Here is a 19,484-nt window from a genome sequence, read left to right on the forward strand (position 1 = left end):
AGTGGCCTTCCTGCCCCGCGCCCCGGCAGGCTGGTACGACCAGTCACATCGAGCCAGGACACCGCCGAGGAGAGTGAGGCGTTGGAGACTTCCCGGTCCGCGCCGCCGGGGTACGGACACGGCAGCCGCCATCTGGTGCACCGGCCGCAGTGCTTCGGCCCCCAGACGCCCGACAGCCCCGACGACCGGTCCCAGGAGTTCGTCCTGACCGGTGAACTTCCCACCTCTCACCCGCTGTTCAACGACGGGCACGACCGTTTCCACGATCTGCAGGCGGCCATGGCGATGGTCCGCCAGGTCAGCGGGGGTATCGGTCAGGCCCACTTCGGGGTCGCGGCGGACCGGGTGCCGATCTTCTACCGGTTCGGCCTGGAGATGGGCGAGGTCAGTGCCTGGCGCCGTCATTCCGGCCCCGGCACGCTGACGACGACCATGCGGGTGCGGCCCGACAAGGTGATCTCCGGAGTCCCGCGGGCCCTGGAGTTCGACGCGCGCCTGGAGATCGACGGGGTCGCGGCGGGCACCGGTTCGGCCAATCTGCTCTTCCTCGCCCCGATGGCGCACCGCAGCCACCGTGAGCACTCCCGTCACACCGTCCTCGCGACGGCCGGGCAGCAGCATCCCGGTCACGAGGACACCATCGACACGTCGCCGGGCCCCGCTCCCGCGGACGTGGGGCGCGCCAGCGCCGCCAACGTCCTGCTGCGGTCCCCGGTGACGATCAACGGTCAGCGGCTGTCCGCGGCGGTGCTCGCGCCGCACACCTGGCGGGCCGGCGCGGCCCGGCCGGACCAGGTGCCCTCGTCCGCGCTGCTGCTCGAAGTGCTGCGGCAGACGGCGCTGTTGACCGCCCACCGGCTCCATGGCCTGGATCCGCGGCACTGTGCGCCCGTGGCCATGCACACGCACTTCCGGGGCCACGCGGAGCCCGATCTGCCGCTGCGGTGTGTCGCCGTGGCGCAGTCGGCCGGGCAGGACGCGCTGGGGCGGCCGCTGGTCGCGATGACGCTCGCCCTGACCCAGGCGGGGAGGGCGGTGACGGAGGCGGCGGTGTCAGTCGTCGAGGATCTGTGACCAGTCCTCCTGTTCGGCGTCCAGCGCCTCCTGGATGGCCGCGACGGCCTCGGCGTCGAGCATCGTGGTGATCTCCGTGTCCAGGGTGCGGCCCATGCCGGCGTCGTAGACCGCGATGCTCACGACGAACTCGGTGCCGCCGCTGTTGAGGACGAGGGTCCGCAGTGTCCACTCGTCGCCCGCTCCCGGCGTACCGTCGGGCCGGTTCAGCTGGACGGGGCGGCTCTGCGGGCCGAAGCCGAACTCGTTGAAGCGGAACTGCATGCCCTGGCCGATCGCCTTGCTGTAGGCCTCCTTGAGCGTCCACAGCCGCACCAGGCTCGGATTGCGTTCCGGCTCCGGCAGGCCCGACAGCATCCGCTGCTCGTCGGGTGTGCAGATGAGCCGGGCCAGGCCCCGGGCGTAGATGCTGCGGTCGGCGCGTTCCGCGTCCACTCCGATCAGGCCGCTGCTGGTCAGGCCGACCAGCAGGAGGTCGTCGGTGTGGCTGAGGCTGATGTCGATCTGGTCGCAGCCGCGCAGGTACGGCCGTCCGGTCGGCCCGTAGGCCAGTTCCAGGTCGATCGCCTCGGCCCGCAGGGCGGCCGCGGCCGCGTGTTTGAGCAGCCGCCGTGAAGCCGCGTACCGGCTCTGGATGTCCGGGTGTCCGATGTCGCGGTAGCGCGACCAGTCCCGGCCCAGCACGGCGCGCAGAGCGGGACCGTCCGGTGCTCGCGGGCGCCAGTCGGCGAGCCGGCCGTGGACCACCGCCGTGCCGTAGCGCCGCAGGTCCTCGCGGACCGCGGCCCAGTCGCTGTCCTCCGCTGTCACACCGATCAGGCCCCCGCCTACGGCGTTCATCGGGTGTCCCTCCCTTCGGTGGTGACCAGTGAGTGGATCTCGCGCACGCTGCGCGCCTTGAGCAGGCGGCCGACCGGGACGCTGCGGCCCGTCTCGCGTTCCAGGAGCATCAGCAGGCGCAGCAGGTGCACCGAGTCCCAGTCGGGCAGCAGGTCGAAGTCCGCGGCGGCCTGTTCCTCGGTCAGGTCCAGGCCCAGGCCGTCGCGCACCGCTTCGAGGAAGCCGGCGAGGTCGGCCGTGCTGTCACGACTCATCGGCGTCTCCTTCGAAGTCGGCCTCCACGGTCAGGTGACCGGGCGGGGCGGGGATGTCCTTCAGATCGTGCCGGAAGAGTGTCTCCGGGCTGTCGCCGGGAGTGTCGGGCACGAAGCCGAGTGAGGGGTAGAAGCCGCTCGCCCGGCCGTTGCCACGGGTGGCGCGGTAGCGGGCGCGGACCGCGGGCAGGCCCAGGTCACGGGCGTGCGCGAGCACCGCGGCGAGGCAGCCGTCCTCGATGCCCCGGGCCAGTACCCGGCAGCTGAGCAGCATGTTGTCGATGGTCAGGCCGTCCGCGGTCTGCCGGGTGAAGAGCGCGCCCACCAGGCCGCTGTCGCCGTACCGGTCGCTCACGCGCACCGTCAGCGGGCGGCGGCCTTCGGTGAGGATGCGCTCCGGCGGGAGGCGTTCGCCGGTGAGGTTGAACTGGTTGGTGCGCAGGGAGAGTTGGGAGACCCGGAGCAGTTCGTGGGGGCGGGGCGGGGAGATGCGGACGACGATGCCGAGTTCGCGCAGGTACTCCTCGTGCGAGCCGGTCGTGCCGCGCATCCGGGCGCGGGCGGCCGCGTCCCGGTACTGCTCGGTGCGGCCGCGGTCCTCGTCGGTCACGTGGGGGGTGTCGAACCAGCCGTCGGCCAGCAGCCGGGTGATGTGCCAGGCCGGTTCGGTGCCCAGCGGGACGACGGGGGTGTCCGGCAGGCGGTGGCGGATCAGGGCGCGTTCGGCGGGATTGTCGTCGGCGAACACCAGGGCGTCGGTCGCGATGCCCAGCTGGCCGGCGATGGTGCGCAGGGCGGTGTCCTTGGGGTCCCAGCCGGCCTGCACGCTGACGAAGTCCTCCGCGCGCAGCGTCATCTCGGGGTGGTGGGCGAGGACGTCCTGGACCGGGCCGGGGTCGTTCTTGCTGCTGACGGCGAGCAGCACGCCCTGGGCGGCGAGCTGTTTGACGACTCTTTGGAGCGCGGCGTAGGGCTCGCCCTGGGGGGTGGGCCCGCAGGTGATGCCGTCCGGTCCGTCCTCCGCCAGTACGCCGTCCCACAGGGTGTGGTCGAGGTCGAGCACCAGGCACTTCTTCGTCATGCCGCGCCGGGCGCGCAGCACGTGCACGGCTTCGCGGGCCAGTGCGGCGAAGACGGCGGCGCTGAAGGCGCTTCGGGTGTAGAGGGCCAGCCGGGCGTCGGTGGCCGGTCCGGTGGCGGCGACGAGCGGGTCGAGGTCGACGACGGCCAGGGCGGGGTGTCCGGCGGTCAGCCGCAGCAGGCGGGCGTTGAACTCCCGCCACACCGCGCCGAGCAGGGCGCGCTGTCGCTGGTCGATGATCTGGTGGGTGGCGTCGCGGGGCAGCGGAAGGGTGTTGAGGACCAGGACTCCGGTGCCGTGTGCGGTGTGCGCGTCGGCGACGTCGCGCAGCTGGTCCAGGAGCCGGGCGCAGGCCTGTTCGGCGTCGTCGACGGTCCACGGCGGCGGGAGTTGTTCCAGGACGGCGTCGGCGCCGAGCACGCACACCGTCAGTTCCGGTCGGTGGCGGCGCAGTTCGCCGTGTTCGTCGGTGAGGTCGCGCAGGTAGGCCCCGTGGTCGCCGGTGACGAGGCGGCCGAGCAGGCCGTGCCGGGCGAGTTCGGCGGTCAGCGGGTCGGTGAGCTGGGCGGTGGTGGAGTGCCCGGTGACGGCCACGGTGAGGACGGGGGTGTGCGGGTGGTGGGCGAGGACGTCGTCGGGGTTCAGCCGGGTCAGCAGGCTTCCGCAGCGGGTCAGTTCGTCGGCGGTCTGTTCCTCGGTGCGGTCGGCGGCGTCCGTGACGCCGGTCAGCAGCGGGGCCACGTCGGGGTAGGCCGCGGCCAGCCGGCCGGTGCGGTGCAGGGTGCGCAGTTCGTCGAGGGCGGTGGTCATCGGGTGTGCCCTTCTTCCCCGGGGTCGGCGGGCCGTTCCAGCGCCAGCCCCGCCTTGACCCATTTGCTGGACTCGACGACCACGGACAGGGCGCGTTCGCCCGGGGCCAGCCGGTCCATGAGCCGGTCGAGCTGGAGCAGGGGCAGGGCGTTGCCGGTGTTGCCGGTGTCGCGTACGCAGGAGACCTCACGGCAGCCGGGCGGCAGGCCGAGGCCGGCGACGATCCGGTCGGTCATGTGCCCCGACAGCTGGGGCGGCAGGACGGCGTCGATCTGCTGCGGGGTCCAGCCCGCCGTGCTGAGCAGTTCCCACACGATCTCGCCGGCGAGGGCGGGTACCTCTTCCTCGATGGTCTTGTAGTCCTCGAAGAGCATCTGCCGGTCCGGGTCGGGTTCGGTGATCCCGTGCCAGCCGACGATCTGTCCCGGCGGGCGTCCGCGTCCCGCGAAGCGGTGCAGCAGGCCGTGCACGGCGAGGGCGTCGCCGTGCGGCCGCGCGGTGACCACCGCGGCCGCGGCTCCGTCGCCGAACAGGACGTAGTTGACGAGTTCCTGGCGGGCCAGGGTGGACGCGTCCCGTCCGGCTTCGAGGAAGCGGGCGGTGACGTCGCCGGAGACGACGAGGCCGGTGCGGTGGCCGCCGGCCAGCAGGGCGCGGGCCACGTCGAGGGCCTGGACGGCGCCCGAGCAGCCGGCCTGGATCTGGTAGGTGGGCAGGTGGTTGAGGCCCAGCCGGTCCGCGGTCTCGTTGGCGGTGGTGGGCAGCAGGGTGTCGGGGGTGGCGGTGGACAGCACCAGGAAGTCCAGGTCCGCGGCGGCCAGTCCGGCTGCGGCCAGCGCCCGGGCCGCGGATTCGGCGCACAGGTCGCCGAGGGTGTGGGTGACCTTTCCGGTCGCCAGGTCCCAGCCGAAGTGGCGGGTGCCGGTGCCCACGAAGAGGTCGATCCACTCCTCGCTGATCCCGAAGGCGCGGCTCAGTGCCGCGTTGTCGACGGGTTCGGCGGGCAGCGCGCTGCCCGTGCCGGCGATGTGCATGAGTGCGGTGCGTGCTGTCATACCGTGCCCCCCGTGCTGGTCAGCTCGCGTACGAAGGCGGCGAGGGCGCCCACGGACTTCAGCGCGGGCAGCAGTTGCGGCACGGTGATGTCGGCGCCCTGCGGGAGTTGCTGTTCGATCCGGTTCTTCAACTGCATGATCATCACCGAGTCGAAGCCGAGGTCCTCGTACAGGCGGGCCTCGGCGTTGACCTGTTCGCGTGCGTAGGCGCCGACCTCGACGACGGCTTCGATGACCGCGCTCAGGGCGGGGTCGGGCCGGTCCGCCGGGGTGTCGGGGCCGCCGCGGTGCGGCGGGCGGCTCCCGCCGGTGCTCTCCTGGCGCGCGGTGGTGTCCGGTGCGGCGGGCTGGGCGGCGGGCGGGGCCGCGGCGGTCTGTCCGAAGCGGTGTGCGCCGGAGAAGACGTAGGGGGCGAGGCGTTCGGTGCGGCGGTGGGTAAGCTCGTACAGGGCGTCCCAGCACGGTTCGACGCCGCTCAGGTACAGGCCGCCCACGGTCTCGGCCAGGTCGGTGAAGGTGGCGGCCCGGCCGGGGGCGGGGTGCAGCAGCCGGATGCCGGTGGGCAGGTCGCCTTGCCTGGCCAGGCTCAACAGGTGTGCGGCGGGGCCGAGTTCGACGAGGCAGGTCGGGGCGGCCTCGGTCATCAGGGCGGACAGTGCGTCGGCGAACCGGACCGGTTGCACGGCCAGGTCCGCCCAGTACGCGGTGTCCGGGATCTCGTCGCGCAGCATCCGGCCGTGGCGGGCCGAGGCCAGGGCGATGCGGGCCGGGGTGGCCGTGACCGGGCCGGCCAGGGCGGCGATCCGGGCCGCCAGGGCGGTGTCCGCCGAGCCCTGGGCGGCGTGCGGGACGGGGAGGCGGCGGGTGTTCAGCCCGTGTGCGGCCAGGTCCGCGGCGGCCTGTCGCAGTACGTCGGCGGTGCCCGACAGGACGGTGTCGTGCGGGCCGTCCACGGCGGCCAGGAACAGGCCGGGGTGGGCGGCGAGGATGCCGGCGGTCTCCTGCGGGGTGGCGCGCACGCTCAGCATGCCGCCGTCGGGCAGGTCGTGTGCCGCGGTGGCGTGGGCGGCGACCAGGCGTGCGGCGTCCGGCAGGGTGAGCATTCCGGCGGCCACGGCGGCGGCGAGTTCGCCGGTGCCGTGGCCGAGGACGGCGTCGGGCACCACGCCCAGCTCGGCCAGGGTCTTGGTGAGGGCGTGGGCGACCGCGAACAGGGCGGGCTGGGCCCATCGGGCGTGGTGGATCGCGGGGTCGTCGGCGAGGATCAGATCGCGTACGGAGTCACCGGTGTGGGGGCGCAGCGCGTCGTCGGCGTCGTCCAGGTGGCGCCGGTAGAGGACGGATTCGCGGTAGAGGGCGGCCGTCATGCCGGGCTCCTGGCAGCCCTGTCCGGGGTAGAGGAAGGCGAGGGCGGGCGGGCGCAGGGCGCGGTCGGTGACGCGGGCCAGGGTGTGTTCGTCGGCGGCGGCCGTGCGCAGGGTGTCGGCGAGTTCGGCCGTGTCGCGTGCGGTGAACACGGCCCGGTAGGGCAGGCCGGTCTTGACCTGGTTGCTGGTCCAGCACACCGAGGCGGCGTCGCCGCGCGGGCGCCGGGCCAGCGCTTCGGCCTGGGCGGTGAGGTTGCGGCGCAGTGCCTCGGGGGTGTCGGCGGAGAGCGTGAACGCGCCGGCGGTGGCCGGCCCGCGCACGGCGGTGACCGGCATCCGGGGTGCGGAGGCCAGGACGGCGTGCGCGTTGGTGCCGCCCATGCCGAAGCTGCTGACTCCGGCGACCACTTCCTCGGCCGGCAGCCGCAGGGGGGCCTTGAGCAGGCTCAGTCCCCGCTCGGCGAGCCGCAGTTGGGGGTTCTCGCGGGTGGCGAAGCGGCTGGCGGGCACGATGCGGTGGTGCAGGGCGAGGGCGGTCTTGATCAGGCCGGCGATGCCGGCGGCGCCTTCGGTGTGGCCGATGTTGCCCTTGACCGAGCCGATCGCGCACGGTTCGTCGCGGGGCACCGCGTGGACCTCGCCGAGGGCCGCGCACTCGATGATGTCGCCGAGTGCGGTGCCGGTGCCGTGTGCCTCGACGAAGCGGACCTGGTCCGCGTCGACGCCGGCCCTGCGGTAGGCCGCGGCCACCACGGCCTGCTGGGACCAGCGGCTGGGTGCGCTGACGCCGTTGCTGCGGCCGTCCTGGTTGACGGCGGTGCCGCGGATGACGGCGTAGACGCGCTGGTGGTCGTCGAGCGCGTCCTGGAGCCGGCGCAGTACCACCACGCCGACGCCGTCGCTGCGGCCGATACCGTCGGAGTCCATGCTGAACGGTTTGCAGCGTCCGTCCGGCGCCTTCAGCCCCATCTGCTGGTAGACCATGCCGAGCGCGGGGGTGAGCACGATGTTGACGCCGGCCGCGAGCACGGTGGAACACTCGCCGGACAGCAGTGAGTTGACGGCGAGGTGCACGGCGACCAGGGACGAGGAGCAGGCGGTGTCCACCGCGAGGCTGGGGCCCTTGAGGTCGAGGTGGTAGGAGATCCGGTTGGCCGTCATGCCCGCGCTGCTGCCGGCGCCCAGTTGCGGGGTGATTCGCGCGTAGTCGCCCATGTGCAGTTGGGCCCACTCGCTGCCCATCACCCCGACGAAGACACCGGCGTCGCTGCCGGCCAGTGCGGAGGGGGCGCGGCCCGAGTCCTCCAGGGCCCGCCAGGCGCACTGCAGCAGGAGCCGCTGCTGCGGGTCCATGGCGGCCGCCTCGCGGGGCGCGATGGTGAAGAAGTCGTTGTCGAAGGTGGTGACGGTGTCGACGAAGCCGCCCTGGACGGTGTCGTCGAAGCCGGGTCCGCGGCGGTCCTCGGGCAGCGGGCCGATCGCGTCGCCGCCGCGCATCAGCAGGTCCCAGTAGGCCTCGACGCCGTGGGCCGCGGGGAAGACGCAGTCCAGTCCGACCACGGCGACGGCGTTCACCGTTGCCACCGGTCGGGGTCCGCGCCGCGCGAGGTCAGATGGGCCGTCAGGTGGGCCACCGTCGGATGGTCCCAGACGAGTGAGGGTTCGACGACGATGCCGAAGTCGTCCTCGATGTCGCCGCACAGGCTGAGCGCGCACACCGAGTCCATGCCGTACTCGGCCAGGGGCACCGTCACCTCGATGTTCTCGGGCAGCCGGTCCAGGTAGACCGCCAGGTGCGTGATCAGCCACTGGTGGAGCGGGGCCTCGGTGTGCCACGGCGGGGAGGGAGTCATCCCTGAAGGCTCCTTGTCCTGGTACGGGCCCGTGCTCAGCCCGGAATCGGTGTGTTGTGCAGGTCGAAGCCGCGCCGGTCGCCGTAGCGGGCCAGGACTTCCCGGTGGACCCGGGCGGTGCACTCGGCGGGCAGGTCGGCGGCGGGGATGCCCAGCCGCCGGGCGATGCGGTGCAGGGCGGCGGCGGCCCACGCCGGGTCGGCCAGGAAGGGGTCGGGGCCGCCGCGGTTGTGGTGCCACACGCCCAGGACACAGGCGGCGGCGAGCACCAGCACGTAGCGGTCGGTCAGGGCGAACCAGGCCGGGCCCACCGGGTGGGCGGCGTCGGGGGGCGGCAGCGCCAGTACCCGGCTGCGCAGTTCGTGCAGTTCGGCGCTCAGCTGGCCGGCCAGGTTGCGCAGCGTGCGCTCGACGGCGGTGGAGCCGGGCACGGACGCGGCGGTGGCCAGCAGGGAGGCGCTGACGCTGTCGCGGCCGCAGGCCAGCGACAGTTGACCGTAGTCGAAGGGCGGCAGCGGAGCACCGGGGCGGAACAGGGTCGCGGGTGCCTCGGCGCCGGTGAACCAGGACTTCTCGGCGAGGGACCGCAGTTGCGGGATGATCGTCGCCTGGCAGGCGGCCGTGCCGGCGTGTCCGAGGCTGACCACCGGCACGTCGCGGATGTGTTTCTGGAAGATGCCGACGGTGCCCTCGCGGGTGTAGATCTGCGAGCCGAGCACCGTCGCCAGGTCGTACATGGTGTCGCTGAGCACCTGGGGCAGCAGCAGTTTGACCGCGGCCGAGTAGATGCTGGTCTCGGCGGGCAGCAGGTGCAGCGCCCGGGTGGCCACCACGGCCATGCAGTCGTAGAGCAGCAGGTTGACGAAGGCCCCGGCGAGGGTGCCCGCCGTGTGCTGCGGGTCGGTGGGGTCCAGGCCGGTGCGGCCGGGCCGTTGGCTGCGGTCGACCAGGACGGCGGTGCGCAGGCCGGTGTCCACCGCCGCGGACACCATGGAGGCCATGAGGGTGCGGCTGACCTGGAAGGAGCGCAGGGCGGTCACCACTCCGCCGCCCAGGGGGCCCAGCAGGCTGTCGCGGGGGACGGCGCAGGCGTCGAGTTCCACTCCGGCGAAGAAACAGCCGCGCAGGCCGAGGGTGGCGGGACGGCGGGTGACCCGGTAGCGGTCGGGGGGCAGGGTGTGCGGATCGAGCAGCAGCACCGAGTGGGCGCCGGTGGTGCCCGGCTGCGGTTCGGTGCGGCAGAACAGCACCAGGGCGTCGGCGCGGTGCAGGTTGTTGATGACCGGTTTGACGCCGGTGACCGACAGGCCGTCGGCGTGCGCCTCGGCGCGCACCCCGCTGCGCACGAAGTCGTTGGTGTGGGCGGTCTCGTGCTGGGCGATGGCCGCCTTGGAGCCCGACAGCAGCAGGCCCGCCAGCCAGGTCCGCTGGTCGGCGCTGCCCTGCATCCACACGTCGGAGGCGGCCATGAAGGTGGTCATGCCGTAGCCGGCCCCGAGGGCGACGTCGCGGCGGAAGACCGCGCGCATCACCCGCAGCAGGGTTTCGGCGGAGTCGAACCGGCCGCCCAGTTCCGTCGGCACGAACTCGCGGCTCATGCCGAAGTCGTCGAGCAGCCCCTCGGCGTCGGCGGACAGCGCGGCCCGCCGGTCGGCGTGCAGCAGTGCCCGGTAGCCGGCCGGGTTGGCCGGGTCGGCGGGGTCGCCCAGCAGCGCTTCCAGCCGGGCGACGCGGGCCGGGGCCTCGCTCGGGGGCAGGCCCTCGTGCAGCGGCGGCTGGGTCAGCAGCGCGGAGGTCACCACTAGCTGCTCCGGACCATGGTGGGGGCGCTCTCGGCGCTGGGCACCGCGGGCGGTGTGATCAGGGCGCGCACGGCGGGGTCGAGGACGTCGTGGAGCGGGGTGATCTCGCCGCGCAGGAACAGGGAGCGCATCAGAGTGCGCTGGATCTTGCCGCTGGTGGTGCGGCGCACGGTGCCGGGGCGGACGAGGACGACGTTGCCGGCGGGGACGTCGAAGTCCTGTCCGACGAGTGTCTGGATACCGCAGGCCAGCTCCCGCAGGCGGTCGGTGTCCGCACGGGGAAGGCGTGCCTCGTGGATCACTACGAGCTGCTCCCGGTCCGCTCCGACGGTGAACACCGCGCCGTGGCCGGCCGCGAGGGCGGGGCCGGTCTCCCGGATCGCCCACTCCACGTCCTGAGGGTAGATGTTGCGCCCGTTGAGGATGATGACTTCCTTCAAACGCCCGGTGATGTAGAGCTCGCCGTCGTCCACGGCGCCCAGGTCACCGGTGCGCAGGAAGGCGCCGGGGGTGTCCTGGAGGGTGGCGTGGAAGGTCTCGTCGGTCTCCAGTGGCTGGCGCCAGTAGCCCTGGGCGACGCTGTCGCCGCGCAGCCAGATCTCCCCGACCCGCCCGGGGGGCAGTTCCACGTCCGCCAGCGGGTCGACGACCCGCAGGTCGAAGTCGTGCGCCTGTCCCGAGCCGACCAGGGTGCGGGCGGCCGCGCCCTCGGCCGGGGCACGCAGTTCGTCCCTTTCCAGGGCGGCCGCGTCCACGCTCAGCCGGCGGGCCGGGACGTTCGGCCGGCCGCCGGAGACCACCAGGGTGGCCTCGGCGAGCCCGTAGCCGGGGTAGAGACTCGCGGCGCGCAGGCCGGCCGAGGCGAAGCGGCGGGCGAAGGCGTCGAGGGTCTGGGCCCGTACGGGTTCGGCGCCGCACAGGGCCAGGCGCCAGCTGGAGAGGTCGAGTTCGGCGAGGTGGGCGTCGGTGACGCGGCGGGTGCACAGGTCGTAGCAGAAGTTCGGGCCGCCGCTCACGGTCAGGCCGTACTCGCCGATCGCGCGCAGCCAGGCGACGGGCCGTTTGATGAAGGAGACCGGGGACAGCTGGACGCTCTGGGTGCCCAGCCACAGGGGGTGCAGCACATGGGCGATGAGGCCCATGTCGTGGTAGTGCGGCAGCCAGTTGGCGAAGCGGTCGTCGGCGGTGGTGCCCATGAGGTGCTGCAGCGCCTCCTGGTTGGCCATCAGGTTGCGGTGGCTGACCATGACGCCGCGCGGTTTGCTGGTCGAGCCGGAGGTGTACTGCAGGAAGGCGATGTCGTCGGGGCCGACGCGGGGGGCGTGCCAGGCGTCGGCGGCCGTGGTGTCGTCGAGGTCGGTGGCGAGGCAAACCGTTTCTCCTCGGCCGGTCACGGCCAGCCACAGGGAGGTGTCCGCCGCGTGCTCGGAGTCGGTCAGCACCAGCGTGGCCGCGGTGTCCCGGAGGATGCCGGAGACCCGCTGCAGCCGCTCGCCCCGGTCGCCGGGCAGCGGGGCGGGCACGGCGATCGCGCCGGCGTACAGGCATCCCACGAACGCGACGAGGAATTCCGGGCCGGGTGGGTACAGGAGCAGCACGGGCCGGCCCTGGGAGCCGAGTTCGTGCAGCCGTACCGCCAGGGCGCGGGCGCGGCGGTCGAGAGTGGAGTAGGTGAGGTGTTCGGCTTCGCTGACGTCCCGCAGGAACACCTGGGCGTCCGCGTCGCCGAGCGCGGCGACCCGTTCCCGCATCAGCTGGGTGAAGGTGGTGAATGCAGCGGTCAACGTCAGCCCCCTCATGGCGCATACGAAGCGGGGCACAGGACGCCCCTCTGCCGCCGAGCATGCTCATCGTGAGATCGCGGGCTAAAGCGCCGCTTGCGATGCACCGCCCCTTCACAGAATTCAGGGGTACGCCTGTCCGAATTTGGGGTGTGGCCGACGCCTACATTGGGGCAGCACGGTCTGTCGTCGGGGTTCCGCGGAGCGAGCGGGCGACGAGCGGCTCCGGCGCGCGTCGGCCGTCCGGTCCCGCCGGCCGATGCGACGGAGAAGAGGGTGGGAGCATGCGTTTTCGGATTCTGGGTCCTTTGGAGATCACCTCGTCCGCGGCGGCCGAACCGGTCCGGCCCCGGGCTGCCAAGATCCGTGCGGTGCTCGCGACCCTGCTGGTCAGGGCCAACGAGATCGTCTCGGTGGACAGTCTCATCGACGAGCTGTGGGGCGAGCACCCGCCGCGCACCGCGACGACCACCCTTCAGGTCTACGTCTCGCAGCTGCGCAAGCTGCTGCACACCGCCGACCCGGAGTACGGCCGGGACGCGTTGGTCACCCGCCCGCCCGGGTACGCGCTGCACCTGGATCCCGCGCAGCTCGATCTGACGGTGTTCGAGGAACTGCACCACAACGGCCAGAAGGCGCTGCTGCGCGGCGACCACGCCGCCGCCGCGGATCTGCAGCGCCGTGCGCTGCAGCTGTGGCGTGCCCCGCTGGCCTCCGACACCCCGCACGGCGCGCTGCTGGCCCGGACCGCGGTGCGGCTGGCCGAGGTCCGGGCCGCCGCCCTGGAGCAGCGCATGCGTGCCGAGCTGCGGCTCGGTCACCATCAGCGGCTGATCGGTGAACTCCACTCCGCCGTGGCCGAGATGCCGATGCGCGAGGAGTTCCACATGCTGCTGATGACGGCCCTGTACCGGGCCGGGCGGCAGGCGGAGGCGTTACGGATCTTCGCGCAGCTGCGCCAGACCCTCGTCGCGGAACTGGCCATCGAGCCGGGGCAGCCGCTCCAGCTGCTCCACCAGCGGATCCTGTCGGGCGACACGGAACTGCTGCACCCCGCCCCGCTCCCCCGCACGTCCGAGGAGAGCGCGCCGCAGGACAGCGGGCCCGAGACGACACCGGACACGGGCCGTCCCGGGCAGGTCCCGCTGCCCGGCCGGACAGCGAACCGGCTGCCCCCGCGCGACCCGGTGTTCGTCGGCCGCTCCGACGAACTGGACCGGCTGGGCGCCCTGTTGCGCGACATCCCGGCCGGCGGCTGTGCGGCGGTCGCCGGGGCGGCCGGCATCGGCAAGACCGCGCTCGCCGTCGCCGCCGGCCACGAGCTGGGCGACCTCTTCCCCGACGGCCGGGTCTTCCTCGAGGTGGGCGGTCCGCGGCAGGCCGACCCGGCGGACCTGCTGACCCGTCTGCTGCAGCGGCTCGGGGTGGAGGGACCGCTGCCCGCCGGCGTGGCCGGGCTGCGCCGCGTCCTGGACCGGCTGACCGAGGACCGGCGGATCCTGCTGATCCTGGACGGCGCCGAATCCCCCGACCACATACGGGCGTTGCTGCCGGCCACGGCGGGCAGCACGGCGCTGATCACGTGCCGGCGGGTGCCGGAGGGACTGACCGACCGGGTGCTGGAACTGGACGTGCTCCCCCAGGACGAGGCCCGCCGGCTGTTCACCGCGGCGGCCGGCCGCCTGATCCCGCAGCACGGCGGCGAGACACCGGTCCGCGAGATCGCCGCACTGTGCGAGGGGCTGCCGCTGGCACTGCGGGCGGCGGCGGCACGGCTGGCCTCCCGCCCCAACTGGGGCCCGGAGATGCTGGCCGCCCGGCTGCGCGGTGAACAGCGGCGGCTGGCGGAACTGAGCGCCGCGGCGCCGGGCTTCCACGACCGGCTGCGCTCCTGCTACGAGGAGACGGAGCCGGTACTGCGGCGCGCCTTCCGTCTGCTGGGGCTCGTGCCCGTGGGCCCCTTCGACACCCGGACCGCCGCCGCGGTCCTCGGGGAGGACGTGGCCAAGACCGGTGAGCTGCTGGACTCTCTGGTCAAGGCCCAGCTGCTGCGCCGGGTGGCGGGCGGCCCGGAGCACGGCACGCACCACCGGATGCATCCGCTGTGGCGGCTGCTGGCCCTGGAGTGCCTGGCCTCGGAGAGCCCGGCCGCGGAGGCGCGGGCGGCCACCGCCAGACTGGCGCGGGAGTTCACCGGGCAGCTGCGCGAGGCCGACGGCCACGCCGAACGGTGCGGGATACATCCGCTGGAGCTGTTCAGCCGGCGGCAGGACGGGCTGGTGGACGTCGTACGCCGGTGTCACGCGGCCGGCCTGTGGGCGCAGACGGTGGAACTCGCCGACGCCATGACCGGCTTCCTGGAGGCCCGGGCGGCCTGGGACACCTGGGAGGCCTGTCACGCCCTGGCGCTGGAGGCGGCACGCCAGCAGGAGGACCTCGCCGCCGAGGCCCGGCTGCTGCGGTCGCTGGGCGACCTGGCCTGGCAGCGGCGGCAGCTCACGGCGGCCGGCGAGTTCTACGAGCGGGCGCTGCTGACGGCCGACGCGGCGGCGGCGGCCACCGAACGCGGCCGGGCCCTGGTCGGCCTGGCCGACCTGCAGTTGGACGCGGGCGGGCTGGAGGAGGCCGCGGCGCTGCTGTCCCCCGCGCTCGACGCGGTGGCCGACGACCCCCGGGGCCGCTACGAGGCACACCGGGTGCTGGGCCTGCTGGCCCTGGAGAACGTCGGGGCGGACACGGCCGAGGCGCACTTCGCCGACTGCCTGGGCCTGGCGACGACCCTGCGCGACCCGCGCCTGGAGTCCTACGCGCAACGGTGGCTCGACCGGGTGCAGGGCCAGGGCCACCGGCCCGCGGGCTGGTCGGAGATACGGCCCGGGGTGTGGCGCCTGGCACCCTGCGCCAACTGAGCGGCTGTCAGCTCAGGGTCACCTTCACGTCCGACTCGGAAGCCGCACCGCAGTCGAACCTGATCGTTTGATTCTTGCCGGTCAGGAGCAGCGGCTCTCCACATGAAGTGGGCATGCGTCGTTTCGCGGGGCTTCAGCGTGCCCGGATGATGCGTCGGAGCGGCGGGCCCTTCGTACGGCTGACCGTGCGGGCCGCCGGCAGAACCCCGGACGCGGCGTCCGACGCCCCCTGCGCCGAGCGCACAGAACCGGCCTTCCGGGCCTGCGTCCGCGCTCCCCCAAGGGCCCCGCAGGGCTGCCACAGAGATCCCCCATGCCGCACACAACACAGCCGCAAGCGGCCGGTGGTGCAGTAGGACAGGTCACATCCCGTTCAGGAGGAAACGAAGAGATCCAGCCGATCGAGGAGATCGCGGAGCTCACGGGGATCGCGGAACGGCTGCCCGCACGCCGAGGGGATCACGAGCACGTCGGCGGCGGCGCAGACAGGATCCCCCGCCCCAACCGCCGCGCACGGATTCCCGGCGATCGCCCGGCGTTGTGTGAAAGCCGGCCGTGCAACGAGGCATGCGTTGTCCCGCACTTGGATACAGAAAGCCGGTATCTCGTCATGACCACCAGCATCACGGATGTCCCGCTCACCAACGACCGGTCGACCACCTCGCACCCCTCGGCCGGACACCGGTACACCTACGCCGCCCGTTCGGTGTCGGCGGCCGGCCGACGCACCTACACCGCCCACCTCAATCCCGAACGGCGCATCGTCGCGGCCGAGCCCGACTTCTCCCGCCGGTTCGGACGTACCTCGGCCGACACCTGCGGCCGCAGCCTGTACGAGCTGCTCCACCCGAGTTCCCCGTCCTATCTGGACCGGCACTTCACACGTCTGTCGGAGGGGCGGTGCAACCGCTTCGACGAGCGGATGGTCGGCCTCGGTGACTCGGGCCGTGTGTTCTCCGCCGGGATCACCGGAATCGCGGTCCACGACACCACAGGTGGGCTCGCTGGCATCGTTGTCCAAGTCCGGCCCGACCAGGAGGCCACGGCCGCCGAGGAGCCGGCCGTGCACGCCCCGGAGCGGCTGCTGAGCAAGCTCGACGCGCAGGTCCTGGAGGGTGTCGCCGCCGGCGCCTCCACCGTGCAGCTCGCCGCGCGCCTCTACCTCAGCCGACAGGGCGTCGAGTACCACGTCGGGCTCATGCTGCGGAAGCTCAAGGCTCCCAACCGGGCCGCCCTCGTCGCCCGTGCCCACTCCCTGGGCATGCTGACGGTGGGTCACTGGCCCCCGCGTGTGCCCCCGGAGTTCGTCAAGTAGAGCGGCCGAACCGGCCTGGTCCAGCCTGCCCCCCGAGCTGGATGCTCCCGCCGGGTCCCTGGCCGTCACCGGCCAGGGACCCGGGAACATCGCACCCCCGGAAGCGGCATCGTGGTGGAGGCGGCCCGCACCGGACACGGCGTGCGGCGGACCGCCGAGGATCTCCTGTCCCAGGATGAGCCCGGTCCGCCCCCGTACGGACCTCCCGCCCCGTCCCGGGTCCCTCGTGCGAGGTGGGCCGGGGTACTGCGGCAGGCACCGCGAACCGCGCGGTGCCACGGAGGAGTTCGGCCGTGAGGGACTGCCGCCCCCCTAGGAGTGTGCCCGGCAGGAGTGTGCCCGCCAGGAGTGTGCCCGCCAGGAGTGCGGCCCGGCAGGGGCTTCGCGGCCCGGCAGGGGCTTCGCGGGCCGGGATGTCCCGCTCGGCACAAGGTCTTCCGCCGCGCGCGAGGAGCGTGGTGGGTGTGCCGTCACCGGGCCCGTGCGGTGCGCTTCAGTGACCGGCCTGTTCGAACGTCCGGGTGCGCAGGTCCGAGGGCAGGTCCTGGCGGCGCGCGATGCCGAGTTTGCGGTAGACGCAGGTGAGGTGGCGCTCGACCGTGCTGGGGCTGACGAAGAGCTTGACCGCGATCTCCCGGTTGGTGTGCCCCTGGGCGGCGAGGGCCGCCACCCGTTCCTCCGAACCGCTCAGCCGGGCGGTGTCCCGGCTGCGGACGGGACGCGCGGCACGTTCCGGGCCGTCGACGGGCCGTATCCGCTCGCGCAGCGGCACCGCGCCGCAGTCGCCCGCCAGTTGCCAGGCCCGCCGGGTGATCGTCCCCGCCCGGGTTCCCTCGCCGTTCAGGCGCAGCGCGCTGCCCAGATCGGCCAGGGCGCGGGCGAGTTCGAGGCGGTCCCCGTAGTCGCGGAGCTCGTCGACCGCGCCGGCCAGCAGCTCGACGCGGCGCCGGGGCTCGGCGGTGGCCGCGCTGAGCCGCAGTGTCACCCCGCGCACCCGCGCCCCGGCGGCTGCCGGGAGGGCGAGCTGGTCGGCGACCAGGGCCTGTGCCTCGCCGGGGCGCCCGAGCAGGAGCAGCGCCTCCGCCGCGTCGGTGCGCCAGGGCAGCGGTTCGGGCTGGTCGGTCGCCCAGCGGGCCGCGGTCCTGCCCGCCTCCAGGAACTCCTCGAGGGCCGCCTGGGGGCGCCCGGTGGCCAGGTGGTAGCGGCCGCGGGCGCGCAGGAAGGCGAGGGCGTGCACAGTGGAGTACGGCTCGCCGGGCAGGGTGGGGTGCAGGTGCAGGGCCGCCGTGGCGTACTCGCCCTGTTCGGTGAGGGCCTGGACCAGCAGGGCGAGCGGGGCGAGGAGGAACGGGCCGCCGCGGCCGGCGAGGTGCTCGAGGGCACGTGTCGCCTCCCGCCGGGCACCGGCGAGGTCGCCGAGCCGCAGCAGGGACTCGGCGTGCGCGGTGGCGAAGGCGGCCTGCCAGCCGGGAGCGTCGCGGGCGGAGATCTCCTCGGCGAGCCGGCCGCACCAGGCCACGGCCCGCTGCGGCCGGTGATGGACCAGGATGCGCAGGGCCCGGGCCAGGGACTCGTAGGTGGCCGGGGCCAGTGGGGTGTCGGTCAGCAGCCGTTCGGCGGCCGGTACGTCCTCGCGCGCACCCGGGCTCAGCCACAGCGTGGCGGCGCGGGTGACCGGTGCGCTGGGGCGTTCGTGGGTGACCGGGCACTGGGCGTGGGGTTCGCTGGGCACGCTGTCGCGGGCCGGGCGGACGTCCCCGGCGGCCCGGCCCAGGACCTCGTCGGCCTCCTCGACGCGGCCCTGGGCCGCCAGCAGCCGGGCCAGCCATCCCGCGTCGGCGCAGGGCAGTCGTCCGGCGCGCAGGGCGGCCTGGGGTTCGTCGAGGAGGTGGTGGGCCGCGGCCGGGTGCAGGCGCCAGGTGTGGGCGGCGAGTTGCAGGGTGATCCGCAGCCGGGTGGGTTCGTCGGGGCAGCCGGAACGGGCCAGCCGGAGAAAGGTCGGTGCGCCGTCCGGGTCGCCGGGCGAGAACGGTTCCTGCCGGGCCGCGTCCCGCAGAGCCTGGATCTCCCAGCTGTGCGTGGCCGTCCCGGCGGCGAGTAACTGCCCTGCCACGACGGCGGGTTCGGCCAGCGCGTGGTGCAGGACGCGGGCGGCGTTGCGGTGCATCGACCGGCGCTGTTCGCAGGAGAGCATGCCCAGCACCGCGGACTCGGCCGCGGGATGGCGCAGCCGGGCGCCGGTGACGAGGCCCGCGGCGTCCAGGGCGCTGCACGCGCGGGCGGCGGCGTCGGTGCCGAGCCGGGCGAGCCGGGCGGCGCGCTGCACGTCGGCCTGGGGGCCCAGGACGGCGAGGGCGGCGGCCAGCCGGCGGGCGGCGGGGCCGCAGCGTTGCACACAGGTCGCGAACGCCTCGGTGAAGGGGCCGCCGGGTTCGGGCTCGGGCCACTCGGGCCGGCCGGCGGGGGTGCCCGTCTCGGCCAGCAGGGCCCGTATCAGGAGGGGGTTGCCGCCGCTGAGCGCGTGCAGTGACGCGGTGGCGTCCGCGGGCACCGGGGTGCCCCAGAAGCGGGCCAGTTCGGCGGTGCCCCGGGCGTCCAGGCGGGCCAGCGGGATACGGACGAAGCCCTGGTGGCGCAGGAGTTCGGTGTGCAGTCCGAAGCCGTCCGTACGGTGGTACGGGGACTGGGCGAGCACCGTCAGGAGGGGGGCCTCGTGCAGGGTGTGGGTGAGGCGCAGCAGTTCGGCGAGGGAGGCGCGGTCGGCGTGCTGCAGGTCGTCGACGCACAGGAGCACCGGGCCGTTCGCGCAGGCGGCGCGCAGCAGGGTGGCGAAGCCGGCGGCTGTCTCGTCGGGTGCGGGGGCCGGCCGGGGCAGGTCCCCGGTGAGGCAGGCGGCGAGGCGGCGCAGCAGCGCGTGGTCCTCGCGGCGGGCGCCGGGGTCGGCGGCGGCGTGCAGCACGGTGAGTCCGCGGTCGGCGGCGAGGTCGGCGGCGTACTGCAGGAACCGTGTCTTGCCGCAGCCGGGCGCCCCTTCCACCAGCACCAGTTGAGCGGTGCCGTCGCTGCAGGCGCGCAGAGCCTTGTCGAGTCGTGCGCATTCGTCGTCGCGGTGCAGGAGCATCATGGGCCCGCCCTCCCGGTCGCATTCCCTCCACGTTCCTGCAGTCTAGGAAGGCATATGCCCGACACGAGTCCGGCGCGATGGCCGGTGACTGCACGGCAGGAAGTACCGGGATGCCGTCCCTGTCACACCGTCGGCGGGTTTCGGCAGGTCCTAGCGGTGATGGTCGCGCTGCCCGGGCTTTAGCCCCTGCCCCCACGATGACCACCCGTGGCGCTCCCG

The 19,484-nt window shown here is 73.9% G+C and carries 12 protein-coding genes; 3 read left to right on the forward strand and 9 right to left on the reverse strand.

Features of this window, described 5'->3' with window-relative positions; genetic code table 11:
- Positions 1-81: 81 nt before the first annotated feature.
- Complete coding sequence (locus HEP85_RS00795) at positions 82-1,074, forward strand: AfsA-related hotdog domain-containing protein (protein ID WP_365223926.1); 993 nt, start codon at positions 82-84, stop codon at positions 1,072-1,074.
- On the opposite strand, the gene HEP85_RS00800 is transcribed toward HEP85_RS00795, so the two are convergent.
- Genes HEP85_RS00800 through HEP85_RS00835 form a run of 8 tightly spaced genes read right to left on the reverse strand, consistent with a single transcriptional unit; the run spans position 1,054 to position 11,920 of the window.
- Positions 1,054-1,914, reverse strand: a complete 861-nt coding sequence (locus HEP85_RS00800; RefSeq protein ID WP_168525210.1) for a 4'-phosphopantetheinyl transferase superfamily protein — start codon at positions 1,912-1,914, stop codon at positions 1,054-1,056. The two genes, HEP85_RS00795 and HEP85_RS00800, sit on opposite strands and share 21 nt — an antisense overlap.
- Entirely contained in the window at positions 1,911-2,168 is a 258-nt protein-coding gene (locus HEP85_RS00805) for an acyl carrier protein (protein WP_168525212.1), read from the reverse strand. The genes HEP85_RS00800 and HEP85_RS00805 overlap by 4 nt, the downstream gene beginning before the upstream one ends.
- A complete protein-coding gene (locus HEP85_RS00810; protein ID WP_168525214.1) occupies positions 2,158-4,059 on the reverse strand; it encodes an HAD family hydrolase in 1,902 nt (633 codons plus the stop codon). Before HEP85_RS00810 ends, HEP85_RS00805 begins: the two co-directional genes overlap by 11 nt.
- Positions 4,056-5,114: a 3-oxoacyl-[acyl-carrier-protein] synthase III C-terminal domain-containing protein gene (locus HEP85_RS00815; protein ID WP_168525216.1), complete on the reverse strand. Its 1,059-nt coding sequence runs from the start codon at positions 5,112-5,114 to the stop codon at positions 4,056-4,058. The genes HEP85_RS00810 and HEP85_RS00815 overlap by 4 nt, the downstream gene beginning before the upstream one ends.
- Positions 5,111-8,065, reverse strand: a complete 2,955-nt coding sequence (locus tag HEP85_RS00820) for a type I polyketide synthase (RefSeq protein ID WP_369657522.1) — start codon at positions 8,063-8,065, stop codon at positions 5,111-5,113. The genes HEP85_RS00815 and HEP85_RS00820 overlap by 4 nt, the downstream gene beginning before the upstream one ends.
- Complete coding sequence (locus tag HEP85_RS00825; protein WP_168525218.1) at positions 8,053-8,334, reverse strand: acyl carrier protein; 282 nt, start codon at positions 8,332-8,334, stop codon at positions 8,053-8,055. The genes HEP85_RS00820 and HEP85_RS00825 overlap by 13 nt, the downstream gene beginning before the upstream one ends.
- Before the next feature lie 35 nt (positions 8,335-8,369).
- Complete coding sequence (locus HEP85_RS00830) at positions 8,370-10,133, reverse strand: acyl-CoA dehydrogenase family protein (RefSeq protein WP_248001750.1); 1,764 nt, start codon at positions 10,131-10,133, stop codon at positions 8,370-8,372.
- A gap of 2 nt (positions 10,134-10,135) precedes the next feature.
- Positions 10,136-11,920: a fatty acyl-AMP ligase gene (locus tag HEP85_RS00835; RefSeq protein ID WP_248001751.1), complete on the reverse strand. Its 1,785-nt coding sequence runs from the start codon at positions 11,918-11,920 to the stop codon at positions 10,136-10,138.
- A 281-nt stretch (positions 11,921-12,201) separates the two neighbouring features.
- Here HEP85_RS00835 and HEP85_RS00840 point away from each other — a divergent pair, with 281 nt between their 5' ends.
- Together HEP85_RS00840 and HEP85_RS00845 are read left to right on the forward strand one after the other, a co-directional pair.
- The gene (locus HEP85_RS00840; RefSeq protein WP_369657523.1) at positions 12,202-14,826 is read left to right on the forward strand and encodes a BTAD domain-containing putative transcriptional regulator; all 2,625 of its coding nucleotides are present in this window, start codon (positions 12,202-12,204) and stop codon (positions 14,824-14,826) included.
- A 610-nt stretch (positions 14,827-15,436) separates the two neighbouring features.
- Positions 15,437-16,141, forward strand: coding sequence for a LuxR C-terminal-related transcriptional regulator (locus HEP85_RS00845; protein ID WP_168525222.1), 705 nt, complete (start codon positions 15,437-15,439; stop codon positions 16,139-16,141).
- 493 nt (positions 16,142-16,634) lie between these two features.
- Here the strand turns inward: HEP85_RS00845 and HEP85_RS00850 are convergent, their stop codons facing one another.
- Entirely contained in the window at positions 16,635-19,265 is a 2,631-nt protein-coding gene (locus HEP85_RS00850) for an AAA family ATPase (RefSeq protein ID WP_369657524.1), read from the reverse strand.
- Positions 19,266-19,484: the final 219 nt, after the last annotated feature.

The sequence above is a fragment of the Streptomyces sp. RPA4-2 genome (genome assembly GCF_012273515.2).
Classification (GTDB): domain Bacteria; phylum Actinomycetota; class Actinomycetes; order Streptomycetales; family Streptomycetaceae; genus Streptomyces; species Streptomyces kaempferi.